18 protein-coding genes and 1 tRNA gene are annotated in these 22,476 nt (G+C 46.9%); 4 read left to right on the top strand and 15 right to left on the bottom strand.

Translation table 11 applies throughout. The annotated features are described in order from the left end of the window. Positions 1-24 precede the first annotated feature (24 nt). Positions 25-4,023 carry an ATP-dependent RNA helicase HrpA gene (hrpA, locus tag ICN17_RS07305; protein ID WP_216861824.1) on the bottom strand — a complete coding sequence of 1,333 codons (3,999 nt, stop codon included), beginning with the start codon at positions 4,021-4,023 and terminating at the stop codon, positions 25-27. 53 nt (positions 4,024-4,076) lie between these two features. Between hrpA and argA the strand changes: the two genes are divergently transcribed. Continuing rightward, a complete protein-coding gene (gene argA / locus ICN17_RS07300) occupies positions 4,077-5,441 on the top strand; it encodes an amino-acid N-acetyltransferase (RefSeq protein WP_216237588.1) in 1,365 nt (454 codons plus the stop codon). Between the two features lie 22 nt (positions 5,442-5,463). Beyond that, a complete protein-coding gene (locus ICN17_RS07295; protein WP_087909789.1) occupies positions 5,464-5,736 on the top strand; it encodes an oxidative damage protection protein in 273 nt (90 codons plus the stop codon). A 270-nt stretch (positions 5,737-6,006) separates the two neighbouring features. On the opposite strand, the gene rpiA is transcribed toward ICN17_RS07295, so the two are convergent. Next, the gene (gene rpiA, locus ICN17_RS07290; RefSeq protein ID WP_216236861.1) at positions 6,007-6,717 is read right to left on the bottom strand and encodes a ribose-5-phosphate isomerase RpiA; all 711 of its coding nucleotides are present in this window, start codon (positions 6,715-6,717) and stop codon (positions 6,007-6,009) included. Positions 6,718-6,822: 105 nt separating this feature from the next. Here rpiA and tal point away from each other — a divergent pair, with 105 nt between their 5' ends. Beyond that, positions 6,823-7,788, top strand: a complete 966-nt coding sequence (gene tal / locus ICN17_RS07285) for a transaldolase (RefSeq protein ID WP_216236860.1) — start codon at positions 6,823-6,825, stop codon at positions 7,786-7,788. Between the two features lie 22 nt (positions 7,789-7,810). Here the strand turns inward: tal and ICN17_RS07280 are convergent, their stop codons facing one another. Genes ICN17_RS07280 through rnr form a run of 3 tightly spaced genes read right to left on the bottom strand, consistent with a single transcriptional unit; the run spans position 7,811 to position 11,180 of the window. Continuing rightward, positions 7,811-7,996 carry a DUF2892 domain-containing protein gene (locus ICN17_RS07280; RefSeq protein WP_216236859.1) on the bottom strand — a complete coding sequence of 62 codons (186 nt, stop codon included), beginning with the start codon at positions 7,994-7,996 and terminating at the stop codon, positions 7,811-7,813. Between the two features lie 19 nt (positions 7,997-8,015). Next, positions 8,016-8,783 carry a 23S rRNA (guanosine(2251)-2'-O)-methyltransferase RlmB gene (gene rlmB / locus ICN17_RS07275; RefSeq protein WP_216236858.1) on the bottom strand — a complete coding sequence of 256 codons (768 nt, stop codon included), beginning with the start codon at positions 8,781-8,783 and terminating at the stop codon, positions 8,016-8,018. A 15-nt stretch (positions 8,784-8,798) separates the two neighbouring features. Then, on the bottom strand, positions 8,799-11,180 hold the full coding sequence (gene rnr, locus ICN17_RS07270; RefSeq protein WP_216236857.1) for a ribonuclease R: 2,382 nt from the start codon (positions 11,178-11,180) through the stop codon (positions 8,799-8,801). A gap of 157 nt (positions 11,181-11,337) precedes the next feature. On the opposite strand from rnr, the gene ICN17_RS07265 reads away from it, so the two are divergent. Beyond that, a tRNA-Leu gene (locus tag ICN17_RS07265) sits at positions 11,338-11,424 on the top strand. 96 nt (positions 11,425-11,520) lie between these two features. Here the strand turns inward: ICN17_RS07265 and ICN17_RS07260 are convergent. The 10 genes from ICN17_RS07260 to hfq all read right to left on the bottom strand — a co-directional run bounded on the left by ICN17_RS07260 (position 11,521) and on the right by hfq (position 22,458). Beyond that, complete coding sequence (locus tag ICN17_RS07260) at positions 11,521-12,018, bottom strand: hypothetical protein (protein WP_216236856.1); 498 nt, start codon at positions 12,016-12,018, stop codon at positions 11,521-11,523. A gap of 20 nt (positions 12,019-12,038) precedes the next feature. Next, a complete protein-coding gene (locus ICN17_RS07255) occupies positions 12,039-12,722 on the bottom strand; it encodes a dienelactone hydrolase family protein (protein ID WP_216236855.1) in 684 nt (227 codons plus the stop codon). Between the two features lie 557 nt (positions 12,723-13,279). Continuing rightward, the gene (locus ICN17_RS07250) at positions 13,280-13,771 is read right to left on the bottom strand and encodes a hypothetical protein (RefSeq protein WP_216236854.1); all 492 of its coding nucleotides are present in this window, start codon (positions 13,769-13,771) and stop codon (positions 13,280-13,282) included. A 69-nt stretch (positions 13,772-13,840) separates the two neighbouring features. After that, positions 13,841-16,057, bottom strand: coding sequence for a malate synthase G (locus ICN17_RS07245; RefSeq protein WP_216236853.1), 2,217 nt, complete (start codon positions 16,055-16,057; stop codon positions 13,841-13,843). 52 nt (positions 16,058-16,109) lie between these two features. Next, a complete protein-coding gene (locus tag ICN17_RS07240) occupies positions 16,110-17,450 on the bottom strand; it encodes an adenylosuccinate synthase (protein ID WP_216236852.1) in 1,341 nt (446 codons plus the stop codon). A 40-nt stretch (positions 17,451-17,490) separates the two neighbouring features. Further along, entirely contained in the window at positions 17,491-18,651 is a 1,161-nt protein-coding gene (locus tag ICN17_RS07235) for an ATP phosphoribosyltransferase regulatory subunit (RefSeq protein ID WP_216236851.1), read from the bottom strand. 20 nt (positions 18,652-18,671) lie between these two features. Beyond that, positions 18,672-19,541, bottom strand: a complete 870-nt coding sequence (gene hflC / locus ICN17_RS07230) for a protease modulator HflC (RefSeq protein ID WP_216236850.1) — start codon at positions 19,539-19,541, stop codon at positions 18,672-18,674. Further along, positions 19,538-20,995 (bottom strand): FtsH protease activity modulator HflK, encoded by a 1,458-nt coding sequence (gene hflK, locus ICN17_RS07225; protein ID WP_216236849.1) that lies wholly within the window; start codon positions 20,993-20,995, stop codon positions 19,538-19,540. Before hflK ends, hflC begins: the two co-directional genes overlap by 4 nt. Further along, on the bottom strand, positions 20,985-22,226 hold the full coding sequence (gene hflX / locus ICN17_RS07220; RefSeq protein WP_255538404.1) for a GTPase HflX: 1,242 nt from the start codon (positions 22,224-22,226) through the stop codon (positions 20,985-20,987). The genes hflK and hflX overlap by 11 nt, the downstream gene beginning before the upstream one ends. Next, positions 22,219-22,458 (bottom strand): RNA chaperone Hfq, encoded by a 240-nt coding sequence (gene hfq, locus ICN17_RS07215; RefSeq protein ID WP_087909775.1) that lies wholly within the window; start codon positions 22,456-22,458, stop codon positions 22,219-22,221. Before hfq ends, hflX begins: the two co-directional genes overlap by 8 nt. Between the last annotated feature and the right edge of the window lie 18 nt (positions 22,459-22,476).

Here is a 22,476-nt window from a genome sequence, read left to right as displayed (position 1 = left end):
CCTCTAAAGCCTGATGGATTTGACTTAGCGCAAGCTGGCTAAAACCTTTTCTAGTCGCTTTAAGGACATTGGGGTTGGGGTTTTGAGTTCTTGAGCATACAAAGCCACCCTCAGCTCCTCCAGCTGCCACCGGAAATCCTGCAAAGCCTGATCCTCGCTCATGGCATAAGAGGCCGAACCCTTGCTACCTTGTAGCAATTTTTGCCAAGGCCTTGAAACTGATTCCCAATCTTTTTGACATTGGGCATCCCGACTTGGATTGGAGCGTAACTTATCGATCCTCATAGCAATCCCCTTCAAGTAGCGCGGCAGGTGAACCAGCTGGCCATAAGGAGTCTCAGCTACAAACTTGGAGAAAATGAGTCCCTGCATTTGCGCTTGCATGTCGTTATAGGCGGCAGGTGATGCCGCTTTTGCGCTAGCCATCTTCTTTTGTAAATCAGCATGTGCTTGAAGTGCATTTAAGGCATGACGTGCGACCTCTTGTGCGATCAATGCTAATCGCGGCTTGCCTGCCTGTAAACGCTCAGCAAATTGCTCGGCATTGACTGGTAAGGGTTCTGTCATGAATGCACGCTCGAGCGCCAGATTGAGAATCTGCTCCAGCAATCCCTCTACCGAGCCCACATTGATAAAAAGCAATCCCAACTCTCGTATACCAGGCAATTGTTTTTGCAATGCCTTGAGAGTGTCTTTATTACTTAACACAAAGAGACGACGTAATCCTAGGTGATGTTGCTTTCTGGCTTCTAGTAAATCGTCAAATACTTCTAGATCGCAGTAGTCGCCACGATCTACTAAAGCTGGATAACCAAATAAAGTTTTATTGCCTTTTTGAATTTCTAGAGTTTCTGGTAGCTCACCAAACTCCCAGGAGCGATAGCCGCCCTGCTCAAATGTACGTGCCTTCTCTTCAGGCTTAGCACTACCCGCCCTGGGTGATTCAACCCCCAACTCAGCCTGGGCGGTCTCTTGGGCAATTGCCTGGAAAGCACTGCGGGCAGTCTCTCCATACTCAGAACGCAAGCGGGCAAGATTTCTTTCGACTTCTAATTGGCGACCATGCTCATCAATCAATCTGAAGTTCATTGAAGAATGCAAAGGTAGTGATTCAGGTCTGAAGTCGGTACGTTTGATCTCTAAACCACGCTCTTTCCGAATATCACTAATTAAGCTATCTAAAAAGTCTCCTACTCCAAATTGTTTTTCTTCCAGCCTACGCTCTAAGAATGACTTTGCATAATCCGGCAGTGGCACACAATGTCGGCGAAGTTTTTGTGGCAATGATTTGAGTAATAACAATACTTTCTCTTCGCACATACCCGGCACCAACCATTCGCAACGACGACCATCCACTTGATTGAGTTGCGTTAGGGGTACCATTAGCGTCACACCATCTTTAGGGCTACCAGGTTCAAAGTGATAAGTCAGGTTGAGCTCTGCACCACCCACCATCATTTTCTTGGGATAACGATCGACCGTAATCCCAGCAGCTTCATGGCGCATGAGGTCGGCTTTTTCCAGTCTTAACTGGCTATCGAGGTCGGGTTCTTTTTTAAACCATGCCTTCAAGCCTTCGCGATTACAAACTTCTTTTGGAATACGTGACTCATAGAAAGCAAACAGCAACTCATCGTCGACCAATACATCAGGACGACGTGAACGATGCTCCAGTGCCTCGATTTCTTTAATCAGGCGACAGTTGTGCCAGAAGAAACCAAACAAACCAGGGTATTTTTTCTTGGCATCTGCTTCGGTTTCACGATAGAGGGCTGGTGTATCCATACGCCCAAACATTTCTTCCTGAACTAAAGCTTGGCTAATGAACAACTCTCTTGCTTCTTCTGGGTTATGAGGCTCATAACGTACTCGTCGACCGTGATAGATGGGTAAACCGTATAAGGTGCCTCGCTCAAAAGCCAAGACCTCGCCCTGACGGTTATCCCAAAACGGATCGCTTAAGGATTTAATCAGACGATGAGCTGCAACTTTCTCAACCCACTGCGGCTCAATCTTGGCAATCGTACGCGCATACATGCGATTGGTTTCTTGTAACTCCCCCGCCAAAATCCAAGCGCCAGCTTTTTTGCCAATCGTTGAACCCGGCCAAATAAATGGCCGAATACCGCGGGCACCGACATAGCCGCCAGTCTTGCTATTGCGATCTTGAGACTTTTCATCCTCTTCTTTTTTGGCAACATATCCCAGTAAACCGGTTAAGAGTGATAAATGGACTTGTTCATAGGTCGCAGCAAGTCCATTTTCTTTCCAACCCTTTTCACCCAGCATCGTGTGCAATTGGCCATGTACGTCACGCCACTCTCGCAAGCGACGTGGCGATAAGAATTTACTTCTGCATAAATTTTCTAATTGGCGATTGCTATGTTTATGTTGCAAGGCATCTTGATACCAATCCCAAAGCTTTACAAAACCCAGAAACTCAGAGCGCTCGTCGGCAAATTGCAGATGCGCTTGGTCGGCTGCAGCCCCCTGATCCATGGGTCGCTCACGTGGATCTTGCGTAGCCAAAGCCGAAGCAATGATCGTGACCTCTTTTAAGGCATTCTGCTCTTTTGCCGCCAATAGCATCCTGCCAATTCGGGGATCTAGTGGTAAGTCTGCTAACTGTTTACCAATGGCTGTGAGCTTAAAGCTATTGTTAATGTCTTTGCCATCGGCGGCATCGGATTCATCAAACTCAATTGCCCCCAACTCATCTAGTAGTTGCACACCGTCAGTTATTGCTCTGCCCAAGGGCTTATCAATGAACGGAAAATGTTGAATCTTGGGTAAACGCAGTGAACTCATACGCAATAACACTGCCGCTAATGAGCTACGCAGAATTTCTGGGTCGGTAAATTTAGGACGGCTTTGATAATCAAGTTCGCTATACAGGCGAATACAAATACCATCAGATACCCGGCCGCAACGCCCCGCTCTTTGGTTAGCAGCCGCTTGGGAAATCGCTTCAATCTGAAGTTGCTCTACCTTATTGCGATAGGAGTAGCGTTTGACTCTTGCTAGTCCACTATCGATCACATAGCGAATATTAGGAACGGTAAGGGAAGTCTCAGCCACGTTGGTTGTCAGAATGATGCGACGCCCATTGCCTGGACTAAAAACTCTTTCTTGCTCCGCCACTGATTGGCGCGCAAACAAACTGAGAATTTCTGGATGAAAGCGTTGTTGCAACACATGATCTTTGCGAAGCGCTTCTGCGCAATCCCGAATCTCGCGCTCCCCTGGCAGAAATACCAATACGTCTCCAGCGCCTGATGCGCCCTCACGCCAAACATTGGCGATTTCTTCCGCGACGGCATCCGGAATTTCTTTTGCTACTTTAGATTCCTTTTTGCCATCTGGCTTAGTATCGGGCTCGAGTGGTGAATACCGCTGTTCAACTGGAAAGAGCCGTCCACTAACCTCAATCACTGGCGCCACTTTGCCATTGATTGCAAAGTGCTCCGCAAAACGTTGGGCATCAATCGTAGCTGAAGTAATGATCAGTTTGAGGTCGGGTCTTTTTGGAAGCAGTTGTCTGAGATAGCCCAGGAGAAAATCAATATTCAAGCTACGCTCGTGCGCCTCGTCAATGATGAGCGTGTCATAGGCTTTGAGCTGAGGATCGCGCTGTGTCTCTGCTAGCAAAATGCCATCGGTCATCAATTTGATCGAGGCGGTATGACTTGTCTTGTCTGCGAAACGAACTTGATAGCCAACATCTTGGCCGATGGGGGAGCCTAGCTCTTGGGCAATTCTCTTAGCTGTCGCAGTAGCGGCTATTCGGCGAGGTTGGGTATGGCCAATCAACTTACCGCCGTTGATGGTGCCTCTACCAAGGTCTAAACAGATCTTGGGCAGCTGAGTGGTCTTGCCCGAACCCGTCTCTCCACAAACAATCACCACCTGGTGGGCTTGCAAGGCATCCTTGATGATTTGCCTTTGGCCGGAGACTGGCAATTCTTCCGGAAAGCGGATCTCCAGCCTGCGCGAGGTGTTGGAAGCAGGCACAGGCTTTGGCATTGCTTTGGGTTTTTGTTGGTTTATGGGCTCTTGCACCCTATAATTTTCTCACTATGCCAACAAATGCACCGAACCAGGCCTCAAACGCCGAAGAATCTACCTCCAACTTCCCCTTTGTAGGGTGGTTGCGCGATGTTGCGCCCTACATTCATAGCTTCCGTGAAAAGACCTTTGTCATTGCTTTTGCTGGTGAGCTCGTCCAGGAAATTGGTCTTGAGAATCTGATTGAGGATATTGCGATGTTGCATGCCATGGGTATGCGCATTGTTTTAGTACATGGTATTCGTCCGCAGATTGAAGAGCAGCTCACTTTACGTAAGATCAAAAGTAAATTTGGTAAGAGTGCAATGCACAGCTATCGGATTACCGATGCCGCTGCCCTCGAGTGCGTCAAAGAAGCTGCTGGTGAATTGCGTCTTGATATTGAGGCCGCCTTTAGCCGTGGTTTGCCAAACACTCCAATGGCAGGATCACGCATCTCTGTGATCTCCGGAAACTTTATTACTGCAATGCCAGTAGGTGTTGTTGAAGGCACTGATTACATCCACACCGGTTTAGTGCGCAAGGTAGACTCCACCTCTATTACGCAGTCTTTGGATAGCAACAAGATTGTCTTGCTCTCACCCTTAGGCTTCTCGCCTACTGGACAGGCATTTAATCTCGCCTATGAGGATGTAGCTGCTTCTACTGCCGCCGCCCTGAAGGCTGATAAGTTGATCTTCTTGAGCCCTTATGCAGGTCTACACGATGCAGAAGGTGATCTGATTACAGAATTATCTTTGCCTCAGTTGCAAGACTATATGACAGAGAACAAAGAGCTAGATCTCGGCATGAAGAGTCTTCTCAATATCTCTGGTAGAGCTATCAGGGCAGGCGTGAGCCGTGTTCACTTCTTGCCATGTAATCAAGATGGTGCCTTATTAGAAGAACTATTTACCCATGACGGTATTGGTATGATGCTCGCCTCTTCCGATATTGAAAACTTGCGTGAAGCCAATCAAGATGATGTGGGTGGTATCTTGCAGTTGACGATGCCGCTTGAAGAAGAAGGTATCTTAGCTGCTCGCGGACAAGATGTTATTGAGCGCGATATTCAGCGCTTCTCCGTCATCGAACATGACCGTGTTCTCTTCGGCTGCGCTGCCCTCTTCCCATTCCCCAATGGGGTTGGTGAGCTTGCATGCCTGGCGGTTGATCCAGACGTCCAAGGTTCAGGCGACGGTGAACGCCTTCTCAAGCGTGTTGAAATGCGCGCCAAGCAAGAAGGTATTAAAAAATTATTTGTTCTCACTACCAGAACAGAACATTGGTTCTTAAAGCGCGGCTTTAAGCGGGCTACCGTTGACGACTTGCCTGAAGAAAGAAAACAAATTTATAACTGGGATCGTAAGTCCATGGTTTTAACAAAAGATCTATAAAGATTTAAGAAAGGCATTACAGATGGCACGCATGGTTCAATGTATCAAGCTCAATAAAGAATCTGAAGGAATGGATTTCGCTCCGCTTCCTGGTGAGCTTGGAAAAAAGATTTGGAATCAAGTTTCCAAAGAAGCTTGGGCTGCATGGTTAAAGCATCAAACCATGTTGATTAATGAGAACCGCCTCAATATGGCGGACCCCCGTGCTCGCCAGTACCTTCTCAAGCAAGTTGAAAAATACTTCTTTGAAGGTGGTGCAGATATGGCTCAGGGCTACGTTCCACCAGCAGAATAAATAGCATTACCTAGCTTGCTGCGGGACAGCATAAATAAATTTTTAAAACTGGTTTCCAGCTGTTGACAGTCTAAATTTGCAGGCATAGGATGTAATCGTGGTGAGACAGATTTTGTGTCCCACTACATTGGCGAAAGCCACTCTGAAATGAGCGTATCTATATGCTCATAGGCTAAGGAACTAAATCTCTTCCGAGCGCCTGCGCCATGCAATCCATGGCAAACAACCCGATGGGGAAGCCCCGTCGGGTTTTTTATTTCCTTTTGCTAACTAGAGTGGGATGCGACTAACGCCAGAGGCGTTACTGACCAATAAGATATTGGCCTTCTCTTTTGCAAATAAGCCTACTGTGATCACGCCAGCAATCTGATTGATTTGCGTTTCCATCTGAATTGGATCTGCAATCTTTAAGCCTGCGACATCCAATATCCACCCACCGTTATCGGTCACAAAGGGCTCGCTTGGGGTTTGATTTAAATCTGCACGGGTATTTTTAGCCAAACGGAGTTTGACCTTGCCGCCGAATTTCTCTAACTCTCTGCTGACCGCACCTTTTGCCAATGGGATGATTTCTACTGGAAGTGCAAAGTTACCCAGAACTGGCACCTGCTTAGAGGAATCACAAATGCAAATAAATTGCCTAGCCATAGAGGCAATAATTTTTTCTCGCGTAAGCGCCCCGCCGCCACCTTTAATCATGTGGCCTGCTGGATCAATTTCATCTGCACCATCGACATAAGCAGGTAAGCTGGCTACATCATTGGGATCTAAAACCTGAAAGCCATGTTTCAGTAAACGCTCGGTCGTTGCGTTAGAACTCGACACTGTTCCTGCAAAATGATCTTTATGTGGAGCTAAGGCATCGATGAAGCAGTTAGCAGTTGAGCCTGTTCCGACGCCTAAAATTTGTCCTGCTGGCAGCTTTAAGACTTCGTCGCGCGCCGCTTCACCTACCATTTGTTTAAGTTGATCTTGGTTCATAATCCTGCCAAACGCCTTTACTGGAACAGAGTAGTTAATGCATCTATCATATGATAATCACAAGACACCCAATCAAGCAGACCCTTTATTTAGACCAATCTAGCCATGAATAGCACCTCTTCAGCCCTAAACCAACTAGAGCAACTCAAAAAGCTCACAACGGTCGTTGCCGATACTGGTGACTTTGAGCGCATGCAAGCATTTCAGCCGCAGGATGCGACAACTAATCCATCGCTCATTCTCAAGGCAGCTCAGCAGAGTAATTACCAGGCCCTGGTGCAATCAGTAAAAAATGCGCATCCTGGTATGAGCCCTACCGACTTAGTTGACTATATCTTGGTGGCGTTTGGTTTAGAGATTCTGAAAATTGTTCCGGGGCGTGTTTCTACTGAAGTCGATGCGCGGCTCTCTTTTGATACTAAAGCAACCATAACTAAGGCTAAACATATTATTGCCTTATATGAATCACATGGTATTGATCGCAAGCGGATCTTGATTAAGCTTGCTGGCACTTGGGAAGGTATTGCAGCCGCTAAAGAACTAGAAGCGGTTGGTATTCATTGCAATATGACTCTGCTCTTCTCTTTGGTGCAGGCTGCAGCCTGTGGTGCAGCAAATGCAAAGTTGATCTCGCCATTTGTGGGGCGTATTACCGATTGGAATAAGGCTAAGCTGGGGGCCAACTGGAATGATGCTAGCCATGGTGGTGCTAACGACCCTGGTGTCACTTCAGTCAAGACAATTTTTACGTATTACAAGCACTTTGGTATTGCTACCGAGATTATGGGTGCGAGCTTTCGCAATACCAGTCAGATCCTTGAGCTTGCTGGCTGTGACTTGCTCACAATCAGCCCAGAGCTTTTAGCAGAATTGCAAAGTAGCACTGCACCAGTTATTAAAAAACTAGATGTAGATGGCGCTCAAATAGAAAAACTGTCGCCACTGAAGCTAGATGAGTCTAGTTTCCGTCTACAACTCAATAATGATGCAATGGCAACTGAGAAATTAGCTGAGGGTATTCGTAATTTCTGTATTGATACAGAAAAACTAGAAGCCCTACTCGCTAAGTAAGACCTCTAATCGCTGCTTTGTTTTACTTATTGGCGGTATCAATGCCAAGTAAGCCATAAGCGGGGCAATTACCAAGCATGCCGGTTGCTAATGGAATGATGCCAATCCAGGCCCAAGGTCCAGTAACCCCAAATACTGCTAAACCGATCAGGGTAACGCCAACGGTCATGCGGAGAACACGGTCAGTGTGACCAATATTGCATTTCATATAAGGCCTTTCAGGTAACTTACTTGGCAGCTTTATTAGTTGCTTTCGCTAGGCGCTGTCTTAATGCCTCATACAAGCATACGCCGCTTGCTACAGAAACATTCAAACTTGACACTACACCTTGCATTGGGATGCGTACAAGCTCATCACAGGTTTCACGGGTAAGACGACGCATGCCCTCACCCTCAGCGCCCATCACTATTGCGATCGGACCCGTAAGGTCAAGATCATAGATTGACTTTTCAGCTTCATCATCAGTGCCCACTAGCCAAACACCAGCCTCTTGCATCTTTTTCATGCTACGTACAAGGTTAGTTACTGTAATCACGGGCATGACTTCAGATGCGCCGCTCGATACCTTGCTGACGGTTGCATTAATAGATGCCGAACGATCTTTTGGAATGACTACTGCATCAACCCCTGCACCATCTGCAACCCGTAAGCAGGCGCCGAAGTTGTGTGGATCAGTCACGCCATCCAACACTAGGAATAATGGTTTCTTCTGAGCACTCTCAGCATCTTCCACCACTTCAGTGATCGTACGCGCTACAGTCATTTTTTCAGCCAAGGCAACAACACCTTGGTGACGATCATGGCCAGTCAGTTTATGCAAACGCTCCGCATCAGCCGCATGCAATCGTTCACCCAAGATCTCTTCAGCTTGCTTTAAAAAATCACCCATTCGTCTATCGCGACGACTGGGGTCAAAGTAAACCGCTTTCAAGCTATCAGGATCAACGCGTAAGCGCGCTTGAACCGCATGAAAGCCAACTAATATTTGTTTCATTGTTTTATTTACTCTTTATTTACGGCGAGCATTGGTGCTTCGCACCGGTGGCTTGCTACCAGCTGGTTTACCAACAGATCTTCCAGGTTTCGATTTGCCATTCTTGCGACCCGCTTTACTCTTGGATTGGTTGGCATTCAAATTACCTGCAGACTTAGCAGCATTCACATTGATGCCGCTAGGCTTTTGTGGAACCTTACTTGCAGGACGGCTCTTCTTGGAGGCTGCCTTCTTATTAGGCCTACCAGTATCCGTAGCTAAGAGCAGTTGACGACGACTAGAGACACCGCCAGCTTCTGCGCCCATCGACTTCACAAGACTAAATTCAATCTTGCGGGCATCTAGATCAACACGGCTGACGAGAACATGCAAACGATCGCCTAAGCGATAACGAATCCCGGTTCTCTCTCCTCGTAGCTCTTGACGAGCCTCGTCATACTGGAAGTAATCACCGCCTAACTCAGTCACGTGAACCATGCCTTCAACAAAGAGGTTCTCGAGCTGAATAAATAATCCAAAGTTAGCAACGCTGGTTACTGTGCCCGCATATTCTTGACCCAAATGGTCGCGCATGTAATAGCACTTAAGCCATGCCTCAACATCACGTGATGCCTCATCTGCACGGCGCTCATTGGAAGAGCAGTGAACACCTAATTGACCCCAGATTGGCAAAGCAGCGTTTGCACCTTTTGGTGTTTTAGCGCCTTTAGCAGCACCGGCTTTAGCATCACTATGGGATTTCTTGGCATTGACTGCATTCTCACGCCCTTTACCCTTGCGCGGCAGCGTGAGATTGAGCGGAACACTAGCTGGCAATACAGGAGCGTATGGCTTTTTCTGCAGAATCGACTTAATGACACGATGCGTCAGTAGATCTGGATACCTGCGAATTGGGCTTGTGAAATGCGAGTACGCTGGATAAGCTAAGCCAAAGTGGCCTTCATTGTCTGGCTGATACATCGCTTGTTGCATAGAGCGCAATACTACGGACTGCAGCATATTGGCATCAGGGCGATCTTTGATCTCGCGCATCAATTTTGCAAAATCACGGGGCTTTGGTTTTTCACCACCACCCAGTGAAAGACCTGAAGTTCTCAGCACTTGGCGTAAGGTCACCAGCTTCTCTTCAGAGGGCTCTCCGTGAACACGGTACAGGCTTAAGTGTTTATTTTTATCAATAAAATCTGCAGCACAAACGTTTGCCGTCAACATGCACTCTTCAATTAAGCGATGTGCATCATTGCGCAGGCGCGGCTCAATGCGCAAGATCTTGCCAAGCTCATTACTGATGATCTGAGTCTCAGTGGTTTCAAACTCAATGGCACCCCGCTTCTCACGTGCCGCTAAGAGAATCTTATAAAGGGAGTACAGATTACCCAGCAATGGGCTGAACTGAGCAAATCGCACAGCTTCAGGTCCCTTGCTATTAGATAGGATCTCCCAAACCGTGTCATAAGTAAAACGCTGAGCAGAATGCATCACTGCTGGATAGAACTGATAAGCCAGCACAATGCCGTTGTTATCTACTACAGAGTCACAGACCATACAGAGACGGTCTACACCTGGATTGAGGGAACACAGGCCATTCGAGATCTTCTCTGGAAGCATTGGAATGACGCGTCTTGGAAAATACACCGAAGTGGCACGTAGCAAACCTTCATCATCCAATGGATGACCTGGTTTAACGTAATGCGACACATCGGCAATACCTACAATTAAACGCCAAGCTTTGGTTTTACCGTACATAATGGGCTCGCAATACACCGCATCATCAAAGTCTCTAGCATCAGCACCATCAATGGTGACCAAAGGGATATCGCGTAAATCAACGCGACCCTCTAAATCTTCTTGTTGTACAGAATCTGGGAGTGCTGCAGCTTCTTTCATGGCAGCAGCTGAGAACTCATGGGGTACACCGTACTTGCGTACAGCGATTTCGATCTCCATACCGGGATCGTCAATCTCACCCAGAACCTCTACGACACGGCCCACAGCTTGGCGATAGCTATCGGGATAGTCAATGATCTCAACACTCACTACTTGACCTAATTTTGCTTGACCTTGTCCCTTTGGCGGAATCAAGATGTCATGGCCAATCCGATTATCTTCAGGCGCAACAATTAAGACGCCGTTCTCATTGAGCAATCTGCCAATGACCACTTTATTTGCATGTAGAACAACTTCAACAATCTGCCCTTCGGGACGACCACGTCGATCGGTTCCCAATACTCTGACATTGACCCTATCGCCGTGCATGACACGAGACATCTCTCGCTCAGAGAGAAAAATATCTTCACCACCATCATCGGGGATTACAAACCCAAATCCATCTCGGTGGCCTTGGACTGATCCTAAACGGTCAGCCTCACGTGACACCAAGTCTTTTGCTTTACGCATTTAATTCCCTCGGCAATACATGCCCTTGCTATATATCTATTGATATCTATTTTTGTTATGAATAAGCCTACTGTATCAAACCATCGAGTCCGTAGGGAAAAAGCCAAATTGGCTTAGAAAAGCCCTTGGAGTAGCCATCCCTCTATAATAGAGGCATGCCCAGGTGGCGAAATTGGTAGACGCACCAGCTTCAGGTGCTGGCGATCGTAAGGTTGTGGGGGTTCGAGTCCCTTCCTGGGCACCAAACACCTCCTCCAGTACTTCTACCCCTTACTTATATGGGGTCCAATCAACCAATTACAAGACCACCATAATGACCAAGCACCATCATGTGCTTGAGTTAGATTCCCATGGAGCGATGCAAAATCTTGGGTTTCATCTCATCCCAAAGACTTTCAAAATCTTCTATCTTTGCTTCTGATAGCTTGACTGGCTCAAAGAGTTTTCCAAAAACAATCGAGGTCTTTTTTACTAAAGTTTTTTCAAACTCCGTAAGGGCGATTGGCTTGTCATCCATATCTCGTGTTAACTCTGCGGAGCAAACAATTGCTTCCTCATCATCACGATCTACAACTGCAAACTCGATGTATTGCTGATTCTTTTCAACAATCACTAGCGTGCCACGTGCATAGGAAACGGCATCATGCTCTTTGACGATGTATGCCAAGAACTGATCCTCTTCCTCCTTCTCCATTCCCAGATCATCAATAAAGAATAGAAATTGATCCCCTTCCCCATTTACCAAGGTAAATACCTTTGGTACCACCCCATGCCCTAAGGCGAGATTGCGATAGTAAGAGGCAATTTCTACAGCGAGATTTTCAGAGAACAAATGCATAGTGAATTCTAGTGAGATAGTTACGCCAAGTTCTTTTTTAAGAACTCCATAGTTCGCTCCCAGGCCAGCTTAGCGGCCTCGGCGTTGTACTCCAAAGGAGGCAAGCCGCGCACAGCCGACTTTGGATTGGCAAAAGCGTGTTTAGTGTCGTAGCGATAAAAGTCATAGCTGGCATCAGCCTGTTTCAATTTCTCCTCTAGCTGGTCTACGCCTGCGATCGAAAAGAATTCATCATGCATTGACCAATGAGCCATCATTGGTTTCTGAATAGCTGCGGCATCAACATACTCCAATGGAGGATACCCGTACCAAACCACTGTGCCATCGAGCTCGGGAACATTACACGCCGAGAGAATAGTTAAAGCTCCGCCCATACAAAATCCAGTAACAGCAACCTTCTTGCTACCGGTCGCCTTCAAGAATTGAACTGCACCACGAATATCTTGGGTAGCAGCGTCACCAAAATTCAAACCATTCATCAAGTGCTCAGCCTCATTTGCTTCGAGCGCTAGCTTGCCGCGGTAGAGATCTGGCACTAAGGCGCGGTAACCTGCTTTAGCTAAACGATCCGCCACTGACTTAACCTCATCATCCAGCCCCCACCACTCTTGGATAACTACAACACCTGGAGCATTGGCTTGATCTGCAGGCTCTGCCAAATAACCCTCCACAGCAGAACCATCGGGTCTTTTAAATTGAATCATGAGATCTCCTTGTATTTTCTGAATACTCTATTTCAATGGTGCCGCATGCCATTATCAATCTTACGATGCCAAAAAAGACCTGCCAATTTACCTACTCAGCACTCTTTAAAGGTGTCCTTATTTCAGAAGTGCAAATTTGGGCAGCCTTCGTCAAGATTGACACAACGCATACCCACCCGCAGACTTAGGCTCAAAAACCACTCACAGAAGCTTTAACCAGGTTTTTTGCTGCCTCGCAACATTATCATGAAATTAGGAGTATCATTAGGGTATACCCTTAAGGAGACTTCAAATGGCACATTCAAACTCAGTTAGTTTTTCACAAAGTTCCAGCTTTGGTTTTAAGCCCTTGTTGGCAATCAGGGACTTTTTTGCCCTGATTTCAGCTGCATGGGCTGAAGCCAAGATCATGGAACAGAAAAGTCATAAAATTAGTGGAAATTGGTAGTTTATTGCTGATTTATCGCTAAATTTGGCTGTTTTATGCCAATTATTGGCAAAAGCCCTTGAGCACTGCTCCGGGGCTTTTTTATTAGTATTTTTGGGTCTTTATGGGCTTAATTCTTAATGTAATAGCCATAAACGCAACGATTTCCACCTCTAGATGGATTGTGTGTATCTTGAATAACTCCATCAACTATTGCCGTTAAGTGCTTGGAAACCTTCACAATTAATGTCCCGTCGGGAAGCTCATTAGGCCTCAGGTGAACTTGACAGCCCGCCCCCACCTTCATGGTTGGAACCCATTCAAATCCAAGGCCTAGGATGTAATCATGAAAGACATTGCGATGGTTACCGTTACGAGGTGAAGAACCCTTGTTATTGAGGCGCCTAGCCAAGCGATCGTTCTTGAGCTCGGCATAGTGTTGGTTAGCGCTTCTGAGGTCCTCATAGACCTGCAGATAGGGCAGCTTGGCGGCAATTGCAATGGATCTGACCACACAGTCACCAGCCCCACCCTTAAAGCCAGCCTTCTCTCTGCCACCATCATTGAGCTGCAATGGGAAGGTCTGCCGAGATTTGGAGAACGGGTTTAGAAAGCTAAACATATGGATGCACTAAACAAAAAATGGATTTGCCTTGCGACAAATCCATTCTATGGTGAGTTTCACGTCAGATTACTTTGCTTGCGCCTGCTTAACCTTCAAACGCCAAGCATGCAGTAATGGTTCTGTATACCCGTTTGGCTGCTCAAGACCCTTAAAGATCAGATCACTTGCAGCTTGATAGGCATATGAATCTTGATAGTTCGGCATCATTGGCTTATAAAGAGGATCGCCGGCGTTTTGTGTATCAACAATAGTAGCCATACGCTGTAGAGCTTCATTCACTTCCGCTTTAGTCACATATTTATGCAGCAACCAGTTGGCAATATGCTGACTAGAAATGCGCAATGTTGCACGATCCTCCATTAAACCGACGTTATAAATATCAGGCACCTTAGAGCAACCAACGCCCTGATCAATCCAGCGAACCACGTAGCCCAAAATACCTTGGCAATTATTGTTGAGAGCTTCCCGAATCTCCTCTTTAGTCCAATCTGGATATAGCGCAATTGGTACTGTTAAGAGCTCATCAGTCAAAGCCTCGTACTCAGCTGCAGTATCTAATATCTCCATGTCGGCTTGGATCTTTGCAACATCAACCTGGTGATAGTGCATTGCATGCAAGGTAGCGGCAGTAGGCGATGGCACCCAAGCGGTATTTGCTCCTGCTAGAGGATGTGCGCCTTTTTGCTCAACCATTTCTTTCATGAGATCAGGTGCAGGCCACATGCCCTTACCAATCTGTGCACGACCACGCAGGCCACAATCCAATCCTGCCAAAACATTGCGGCGCTCATAGGCTCCGAACCATTTAGCGATCTTCATTCTGCCTTTACGAACCATGGCACCGCCATACATTCCGGTATGCATTTCATCGCCAGTACGGTCTAAGAATCCGGTATTAATAAAGGCAACACGAGCTCCAGCTGCAGCAATCGCGGCTTTAATATTGACGCTCATACGGCGTTCTTCATCCATGATGCCTAATTTGACTGTGTTCTCAGGCAAACCCAGTAATTTCTCAACGCGTCCAAAGAGCTCACTAGCAAATGCCACTTCTTCGGCGCTGTGCATTTTTGGCTTCACAATGTAGACAGAGCCTTTACGGGTATTGCCAATCGCTTGAGTTGCTGGACGATTGATGTCATACAGAGCAATCAAAACCGTTACCACTGCATCTAGGATGCCTTCATAGATTTCTTTACCTTCGCCAGTAATAATGGCTGGGTTAGTCATCAGGTGACCGACATTACGCAGAAATAGGAGTGATCGGCCATGCAATGTGACAACGCCATCTTTGGCATTAACCGCGCCAATACCTGCGGTGTATTTGCGATCTGGATTGAGTGTGCGAGTAAAAGTCTTGCCGCCCTTACTTACTTCCTCAACCAAAGTACCCTTCAGAATGCCTAACCAGTTCTCGTAGGCAAGCACTTTGTCGTCGCCGTCAACAACCGCCACTGAATCTTCTAAGTCCAAAATCGTTGAGAGTGCAGCCTCAAGGACTACATCATTTACGCCCGCTGAATCAGCAGCGCCAATCGTTTTAGTCTTATCAATTTGGATATCAATATGAATACCATGATTGCGCAACAAAACAGATGATGGTGCAGAAGCATCGCCTTGGTAACCAACAAACTGCTTTTCATCCACTAAGCCAGTAGTACTGCCGTCTTTTAATTTCACGGATAGCTTTTTATCTACGACGCTGTATGCCACTACATCGCTATATAAAGCACCAGCCAAAGGAGCGGATTCATCTAAAAACTGACGTGCAAAAGCAACTACCTTAGCCCCGCGAATAGGGTTGTAAGCACCATCCTTGGTAGCGCCATCTGCTTCAGAGATCACGTCTGTGCCATACAAAGCATCATACAAAGAGCCCCAACGAGCGTTAGCAGCATTTAAGGCATAGCGTGCATTTAAGACGGGAACAACTAGTTGAGGTCCAGCTTGGAGCGCTAACTCATCATCTACATTTTGCGTAGTGGCTGTAATTTTGGCTGGCACATCATCGATATAACCAATTTCTTTCAAGTGCTTACGGTAAGCAGGCATATCTTTGATTGGGCCTGGATTGGCTTTATGCCAGTTATCCAAATCGCGCTGCAAGCGATCACGTTTTGCCAGTAGGGCTTCATTTTTTGGCGTTAAGTCCTTAACAATTTCATCAAAGCCTTTCCAAAAGTCAGCGCTCTTGATGCCAGTTCCTGGAAGGACCTTGTCTTCAATAAAACGATAAAGAGGTGTTGCCACTTGAAGGCTATTACAGGTAGTGCGTGCAGTCATGTTATTTATTTCTTATACAAAAGTTAAAAATGGGTTGAATCAGTTATTTTTATTAACCCTCGAAAGGGTGTTGTAGCAAGATGGTCTCATCGCGTTCTGGGCCTGTAGAAACCATCGCTATGGGTTTGCCAACCACTTCCTCAATACGGCGCAAAAAGTGCTGAGCTTCGATTGGAAGCTTGTCCCACTCCCGAATGCCGAAGGTGGTGCCCTTCCAGCCTGGGAAATCTTCATAAATTGGCTCGCAACGAGCAACTGTCTCAGCGCCGCGTGGCAATACATCGAGCTTCTTGCCATCTAGGTTATAGCCGACGCATAAGCGAATCGTTTCAAAACCGTCGAGTACGTCTAGCTTAGTGATGCACAAACCAGAAAGTCCATTAATCTGAATCGAGCGCTTCAAAGCAGCAGCGTCTAACCAACCGGTGCGGCGTGGTCGACCAGTGACTGAACCAAATTCTTTACCGACTTCGGCCAAACGTATACCAGCAGGATCTTGCCTGGCTGGATTGTCATGATCGTAGAGTTCACTTGGGAATGGGCCAGCCCCAACGCGGGTGCAATATGCCTTAGTAATACCCAAGATGTACTGCAAAGAATCTGGGCCAACGCCTGAACCAGCAGCGGCATTACCTGCTACGCAGTTACTGGAGGTGACATAGGGATAGGTGCCATGATCAATATCGAGCAAGGTACCCTGCGCACCTTCAAATAAGAGGTTTTGACCAGCCTGCTCTGCAGCGTAGAGCGCACTAGAGACATCCACCACCATGGGCTTGATGCGCTCTGCGTAAGACATCGCTTCTGCCAATGTCTTTTCGTAATTGACAGGCTCAGCGCCATAGTAATTCGTGAGCATGAAATTGTGATATTCCAAATTCTCACGCAACTGCTCAGCAAACTTCTCTGGATAAAACAAATCTTGTACGCGCAGTGCACGACGCGCTACTTTATCTTCGTATGCCGGCCCAATACCGCGACCAGTGGTACCAATCTTAGCCTCGCCACGCTTTTTCTCACGGGCATGGTCAATCGCGACGTGATACGGCAGGATCAAGGTAGTCGCCTCAGAAATTTTCAGACGGGATTGAACATCCAAGCCAGCAGCCTCAAGCTCACCAATTTCTTTAAAAAGGGCTTCGGGTGATAACACCACTCCGTTACCGATATAGCAGATCACGTCCTTATGCATGATTCCGGATGGGATCAGCCGAAGAATCGTTTTCTTATCGCCAACAATGAGGGTGTGACCAGCATTATGTCCACCCTGAAAGCGCACTACAGCTTTTGCATGATCAGTTAACCAATCAACTACTTTACCTTTGCCTTCATCACCCCACTGGGTGCCAATGACAACTACGTTACGACCTTTAGCTTGCTGCTGTGAAGACATATTGAAATCCAAAAAGATAATTACAAAATAGGTTAACTGTTTACTTTTTCATTACTTCCCAAGAGCTGCCCTGCTTTACTAGCTCTCGGTCACATTCATATTCGGCGGCATCAACTTTTTCTCCTGCCATGACCTGAATCACCACTTCGCCAGAATCACGTAAGGCGGCAATTGCTTGACTCAAAGCGGCGTCTTCAAGCCAAGGCGCAACAATCGCCAACTTACGTACCTTGAGTGGCGACAGGTTAGCTAAAGTCAAAAGATCCAATGAGAATCCAGTAGCGGGACGTGAGCGACCAAAAGCCTGACCTACATGGTCATAGCGCCCACCCCTAGCGATGGGTTGTGGCAACTTATCTACATAAGCAGCAAACATCACACCACTGTGATATTGATAACCACGCAGATCTGCTAAATCAATACTGATCTCTAATCCACTAGATGCACTCACTGCGGCAACTAAACGCTCGAGATCTGCCAATGCTTGATCGATAGCAGCATGTTTAGGCAATACTTTCTTTGCATTTGCCAATACTTCAGCGCAAGGACCATTGAGTTCAGTCAGAGCCATCAGTGCTTCAGTTGTTTTTGTTGGCAAACAGGCAGCCCACTTACTAAGACGTGGACGATCCTTGCTTTGCAATAAACCATACAAGGCCTCAATCGCCTCTTTATCCAACTTCTGGTCTGCCAAGATACCGGTCAAAATGCCAGCGTGCGATAAATCGAGATAGACCTTATCCAAGCCGGCAATTGAAAGGGTTTTAAGGAGCAAAGTGATTGCCTCAAAATCAGCCTCCCAAGTTGCGCAGCCATAGATCTCTGCGCCTAACTGCAAATCTTCACGAGCAGAGCTTCCAACTGGTGTACGAGCATGCGCGACAGATCCGGCATAACAAAGACGGGTAACGCCAGCGCGATTTAATAAGTGCGCATCAATGCGAGCCACTTGCGGAGTAATGTCAGCGCGCAAACCTAAGGTGCGGCCTGACATTTGATCTACCAACTTAAAGGTTTGGAGGTTGAGGTCTGAGCCAGTGCCAGTCAATAAGGAGTCTAAGAACTCCAAAATAGGAGGGGCAACTAACTCATATCCATAAGACTCATAGAGATCTAGAATCGCACGGCGCAAAGTCTCCACCTTGCGAGCCTGCGCTGGCAAAACGTCTGCAATATCTTCAGGAAGCAACCAACGATTCATGATCTGGAGAATTTACTTTCTTATTTTTTGTGCAGGAACTTAAAGAACTCGCCATTAGGCTCAACCACCATGATGTCTTTCTTATCCTTGAAAGAGCTACGGTAGGCTTCTAAGCTTTGATAGAACTGAGCAAACTGAGCATCACGTCCAAATGCCTCTGCATATAAAGCGGTTGCCTTAGCATCCCCTGAACCTTTAATCTTTTGTGCATCACGATAAGCTTCAGCCAAAATCGTATCGCGTTGACGCTCTGCATTTGCACGAATCTTGTCAGACTCAGCAGCGCCGGTTGAGCGCAATTCATTGGCTACACGCTTACGCTCTGCTTCCATGCGGCGATATACAGAATCACTGATCTCAGCCAAGAGGTCAACGCGCTTCAGACGCACATCCACAATCTCTACACCAATATCAGAGGCGTCATCAGCTACTTTTTTACGAATACCTTGCATCACCTCTTCGCGCTGATCCGAAATCAACTCACGGACAGTTCGCTTGGTGAACTCTTCATTCAAAGCAGAGCGAACCAATTGTGTCAGACGATCTTGCGCCAAGCGCTCATCACCCTTAAAGCTGATAAAGAACTTGCGAGGATCAACAATGCGCCATTTCACATAAGAATCTACTAAGAGGTTCTTCTTCTCGGCAGTAATAAAGCGCTCTGCTTCTGGATTATCAATGGTCAAAATACGACGATCAAAAAAGCGTACGCTCTCAAATGGCGCGGGTAGCTTGACACGCAAACCGGGCTCTTCAATGACCCGTACGATCTGACCAAATGAAAACACCACTGCAAATTTACGTTGATCAACAATAAAGATGCTGGAAGACAGTACATACATCAAGGCAATAAAAGCAATGCCTGCAGCAATTAAGCGATTTGCGTTCATTGTCTAGACTCCCGATCACGACTGCGAAGCCCATCGCGCTTATCAGCGGAGCTTCCTGTTGACTGCACTGGATTATTGATGCCTGTTGCACCACCTACTGTCACGCTTCCAGTTGGAGTTGATGTACCCGATTGATTTACTTGAGAGCTAGCAGCTTGTGCACTCTCAGCACTGACTTGGGCAACAATCTTATCGAGCGGTAAATAGAGGAGGCTATTGCTCTTAGTGGTATCTACCAAAATCTTAGTGACGTTGTTATACATTTCGCGCATGCTATCAATGTACATACGATCGCGGGTGACTTGTGGCGCCTTGGAATACTCAACCAAAATTTGTTTAAAGCGAGTAGCGTCACCTTCGGCGGTAGCTACCACTCTCGCTTTATAGCCCTCAGCCTCCTGAATCAAGCGAGCTGCAGTTCCCTTGGCACGAGGAATAATGTCGTTGGCATAAGCCTGACCTTCGCTCTTTAGACGCTCTTGGTCTTGACCAGCCTTGACTGCATCATCAAACGCAGCTTGCACTTGCTCGGGTGGTTGAACGTTTTGTACTGTCACGCTCGTGACGTAAATACCGCTCTTGTAGCTATCGAGAATTTTCTGAATGGAGTTCGCTAAATCAATACCAATCTTTTCACGCCCTTCATAGAGCACAGTATCCATCTTGCTACGCGCGACGATTTCACGAACGGCAGTTTCAGCGGCTTGCACGACTGTGGCATCTGGATCACGATTGTTAAAGAGGTAATCCGTTGGATCTTTGAGGCGATATTGCACAGCAAAGCGCACGTCGATGATATTTTCATCTTCTGTGAGCATAGAGGAATCTTTTTGATTGGTAGCCTTAATTAATACTGGGCGACCAACTTCAACTGAACGAACACCAGAAAGATTGACTGTTTCTTCCGCCTGAATCGGCCAAGGCATACGCCAGTTAATACCTGGCCTAGCGGTGTAATCATATTTACCAAACGTCAGGATGACGCCAGCTTGGCCTTCTTGAATAATAAAAAAGCCACTGCAAACCCAAATGAAGAATACGGCTGCAGCGCTAATGAGGATGCTAGCCTTGGAGCCAAACGGATTAGTGAAATTAAAGTTTGGCGCACTCATGCCACCATTTCCACCTCCACCCCGCTGTGATGGCGGAGGAATATCAGTGCTGCTTGGCTTATTGCTTGGCTTACTTGTTCCAGCGCCTGGCCTTTTCTTGCCACCAAATATGCCAGCAATTCTGTCATTGAAATCGCGCCAGAGTTCGTCCAAATCTGGAGGGCCAGATGGCTTATTAGGCGAATTTGTTGGTGGAGTTTCAGTTGGCTTATTAGTATCCGGCTCTACTTTTGGAGCTTGATCGCCGCCCTGCCCATCTTTAGCATCTTTAGATCCGCTGTTGTGACTGTTGCCCCAACCTGGATCATTGACCGAAAAGAGGCCTAGAAATTTACGCATCATTTGAAAAGTAGCCTCGGTTTGGAATCGAATTAAATTCAGAAGTTTCTGGTCGTTCGGGTAATGGTTCTAAAAACTCATCCGGGGCCAATTGCTTCCTGGCACGGTTGTGTTCGACCCTTATTCTATCAGTCATTTGAGAGCATTCAGCCAGGGCCGAGCGGAGCAAATCAAGACCCATGCCCGTCCTGGCCGATAGGAAAACCTGGCTTGGAAAGCCTAAGCCATCCCGCTCTAAAACCGCTCCACGGGTAAAGGTTTGGGGCATCTGGTCTATCTTGTTCATAACCTCAATCCTGGGAATCTCATCAGCCCCAATTTCCTCCAAAACCGCCTCAACTTCAGCCTTTTGCTCCCTAGCAACTGGGCTGCAGGCATCAATTACATGCAAAATCAGGTCGGCATGGATGGTTTCATCCAAAGTAGCCCTAAAGGCCTCGACTAGCTGGTGAGGCAAATCTCGGATAAATCCCACGGTATCGGAAACCACAATAGAGCCCACCCCCTCCAAATGCACCTTTCTAGAGGTGGTATCTAAGGTAGCAAAAAGCTGATCGGCTGCATAAGTCCCTGCTTTTGTAAGGGCATTAAATAAAGTCGACTTCCCAGCGTTGGTATATCCCACCAAAGAAACCGAAAAGACATCTTTACGATTACGCGCCCTCCTCTGGGTTCTCTGTTGACGCTGAAGCTTTTCGAGTTCGCTTTCTAAACGCTTTGCTTTTGTTGCTAGCATCCGGCGATCCAACTCCATCTGAGTTTCGCCCGGTCCTCCACGCACACCAATACCACCTCGTTGACGCTCTAAGTGGCTCCAAGCGCGAACTAAACGAGACATGCGATAGCGCACTTGTGCCAACTCAACTTGCGTCTTACCAATATGACTTTGCGCTCTTTGACTAAAAATATCCAAAATTAAACCCGTGCGATCCATCACATGACGGTCGAGATGACGCTCTAGGTTACGTTGCTGTGTTGGAGAAAGTGGATGATTAAAGATCGCTAACTCTGCGTTCTGCTCTTCCATCACACGCTTGAGTTCATTGGCTTTACCGGATCCAATGAATAAAGCAGGATCAGTTCTGCCTTTGCGGGCAATCACACTAGCTGTGGGTATAGAACCAGCACTATCAGCCAAAAGACTGAGTTCGGCCATGCTATCTGCAAAATCTTCACGTCCCGTATCAACACCAACGAGAACGGCGCGTGCCGCATCTACTCCAGTTTTATACAGGGCTAGCTTCTTCTATGCGGAAATCAATCGCACGAGCAGGAACGATCGTCGAGATTGCATGTTTGTAAACCATCTGTGTAACTGTGTTGCGCAGTAGTACGACATATTGATCAAAGGATTCAATATTGCCTTGTAACTTAATACCATTGACAAGATAGATCGACACAGGAATGTGCTCTTTACGCAGGGCATTGAGAAATGGATCCTGAAGTAGTTGAATTTTGTTGTTCATACTGCTCCTTATTGGTTT

The organism is Polynucleobacter sp. 73C-SIWE, from assembly GCF_018882465.1.
Classification (GTDB): Bacteria; Pseudomonadota; Gammaproteobacteria; order Burkholderiales; family Burkholderiaceae; genus Polynucleobacter.
The sequence above is the reverse complement of the archived record's forward strand: the minus strand, read 5'-3'. Positions and strand labels throughout refer to the sequence as shown.

Excerpts from the sequence above, each read along its gene's own strand:
- ICN17_RS07240 (WP_216236852.1), bottom strand. The coding sequence starts at position 17,450 with ATGTCTTCACAGCAGCAAGCTAAAGGTCGTAACGTAGTTGTCATTGGC.
- ICN17_RS07280 (WP_216236859.1), bottom strand. The coding sequence starts at position 7,996 with ATGAAATGCAATATTGGTCACACTGACCGTGTTCTCCGCATGACCGTT.
- ICN17_RS07260 (WP_216236856.1), bottom strand. The coding sequence starts at position 12,018 with ATGCATTTGTTCTCTGAAAATCTCGCTGTAGAAATTGCCTCTTACTAT.
- argA (WP_216237588.1), top strand. The coding sequence starts at position 4,077 with ATGCCAACAAATGCACCGAACCAGGCCTCAAACGCCGAAGAATCTACC.
- ICN17_RS07255 (WP_216236855.1), bottom strand. The coding sequence starts at position 12,722 with ATGATTCAATTTAAAAGACCCGATGGTTCTGCTGTGGAGGGTTATTTG.
- ICN17_RS07245 (WP_216236853.1), bottom strand. The coding sequence starts at position 16,057 with ATGACTGCACGCACTACCTGTAATAGCCTTCAAGTGGCAACACCTCTT.
- ICN17_RS07235 (WP_216236851.1), bottom strand. The coding sequence starts at position 18,651 with ATGAATCGTTGGTTGCTTCCTGAAGATATTGCAGACGTTTTGCCAGCG.
- rpiA (WP_216236861.1), bottom strand. The coding sequence starts at position 6,717 with ATGAACCAAGATCAACTTAAACAAATGGTAGGTGAAGCGGCGCGCGAC.
- hfq (WP_087909775.1), bottom strand. The coding sequence starts at position 22,458 with ATGAACAACAAAATTCAACTACTTCAGGATCCATTTCTCAATGCCCTG.
- rlmB (WP_216236858.1), bottom strand. The coding sequence starts at position 8,783 with ATGAAACAAATATTAGTTGGCTTTCATGCGGTTCAAGCGCGCTTACGC.
- hflC (WP_216236850.1), bottom strand. The coding sequence starts at position 19,541 with ATGAACGCAAATCGCTTAATTGCTGCAGGCATTGCTTTTATTGCCTTG.
- tal (WP_216236860.1), top strand. The coding sequence starts at position 6,823 with ATGAATAGCACCTCTTCAGCCCTAAACCAACTAGAGCAACTCAAAAAG.
- hflK (WP_216236849.1), bottom strand. The coding sequence starts at position 20,995 with ATGATGCGTAAATTTCTAGGCCTCTTTTCGGTCAATGATCCAGGTTGG.
- ICN17_RS07250 (WP_216236854.1), bottom strand. The coding sequence starts at position 13,771 with ATGTTTAGCTTTCTAAACCCGTTCTCCAAATCTCGGCAGACCTTCCCA.
- hrpA (WP_216861824.1), bottom strand. The coding sequence starts at position 4,023 with ATGCCAAAGCCTGTGCCTGCTTCCAACACCTCGCGCAGGCTGGAGATC.
- rnr (WP_216236857.1), bottom strand. The coding sequence starts at position 11,180 with ATGCGTAAAGCAAAAGACTTGGTGTCACGTGAGGCTGACCGTTTAGGA.
- ICN17_RS07295 (WP_087909789.1), top strand. The coding sequence starts at position 5,464 with ATGGCACGCATGGTTCAATGTATCAAGCTCAATAAAGAATCTGAAGGA.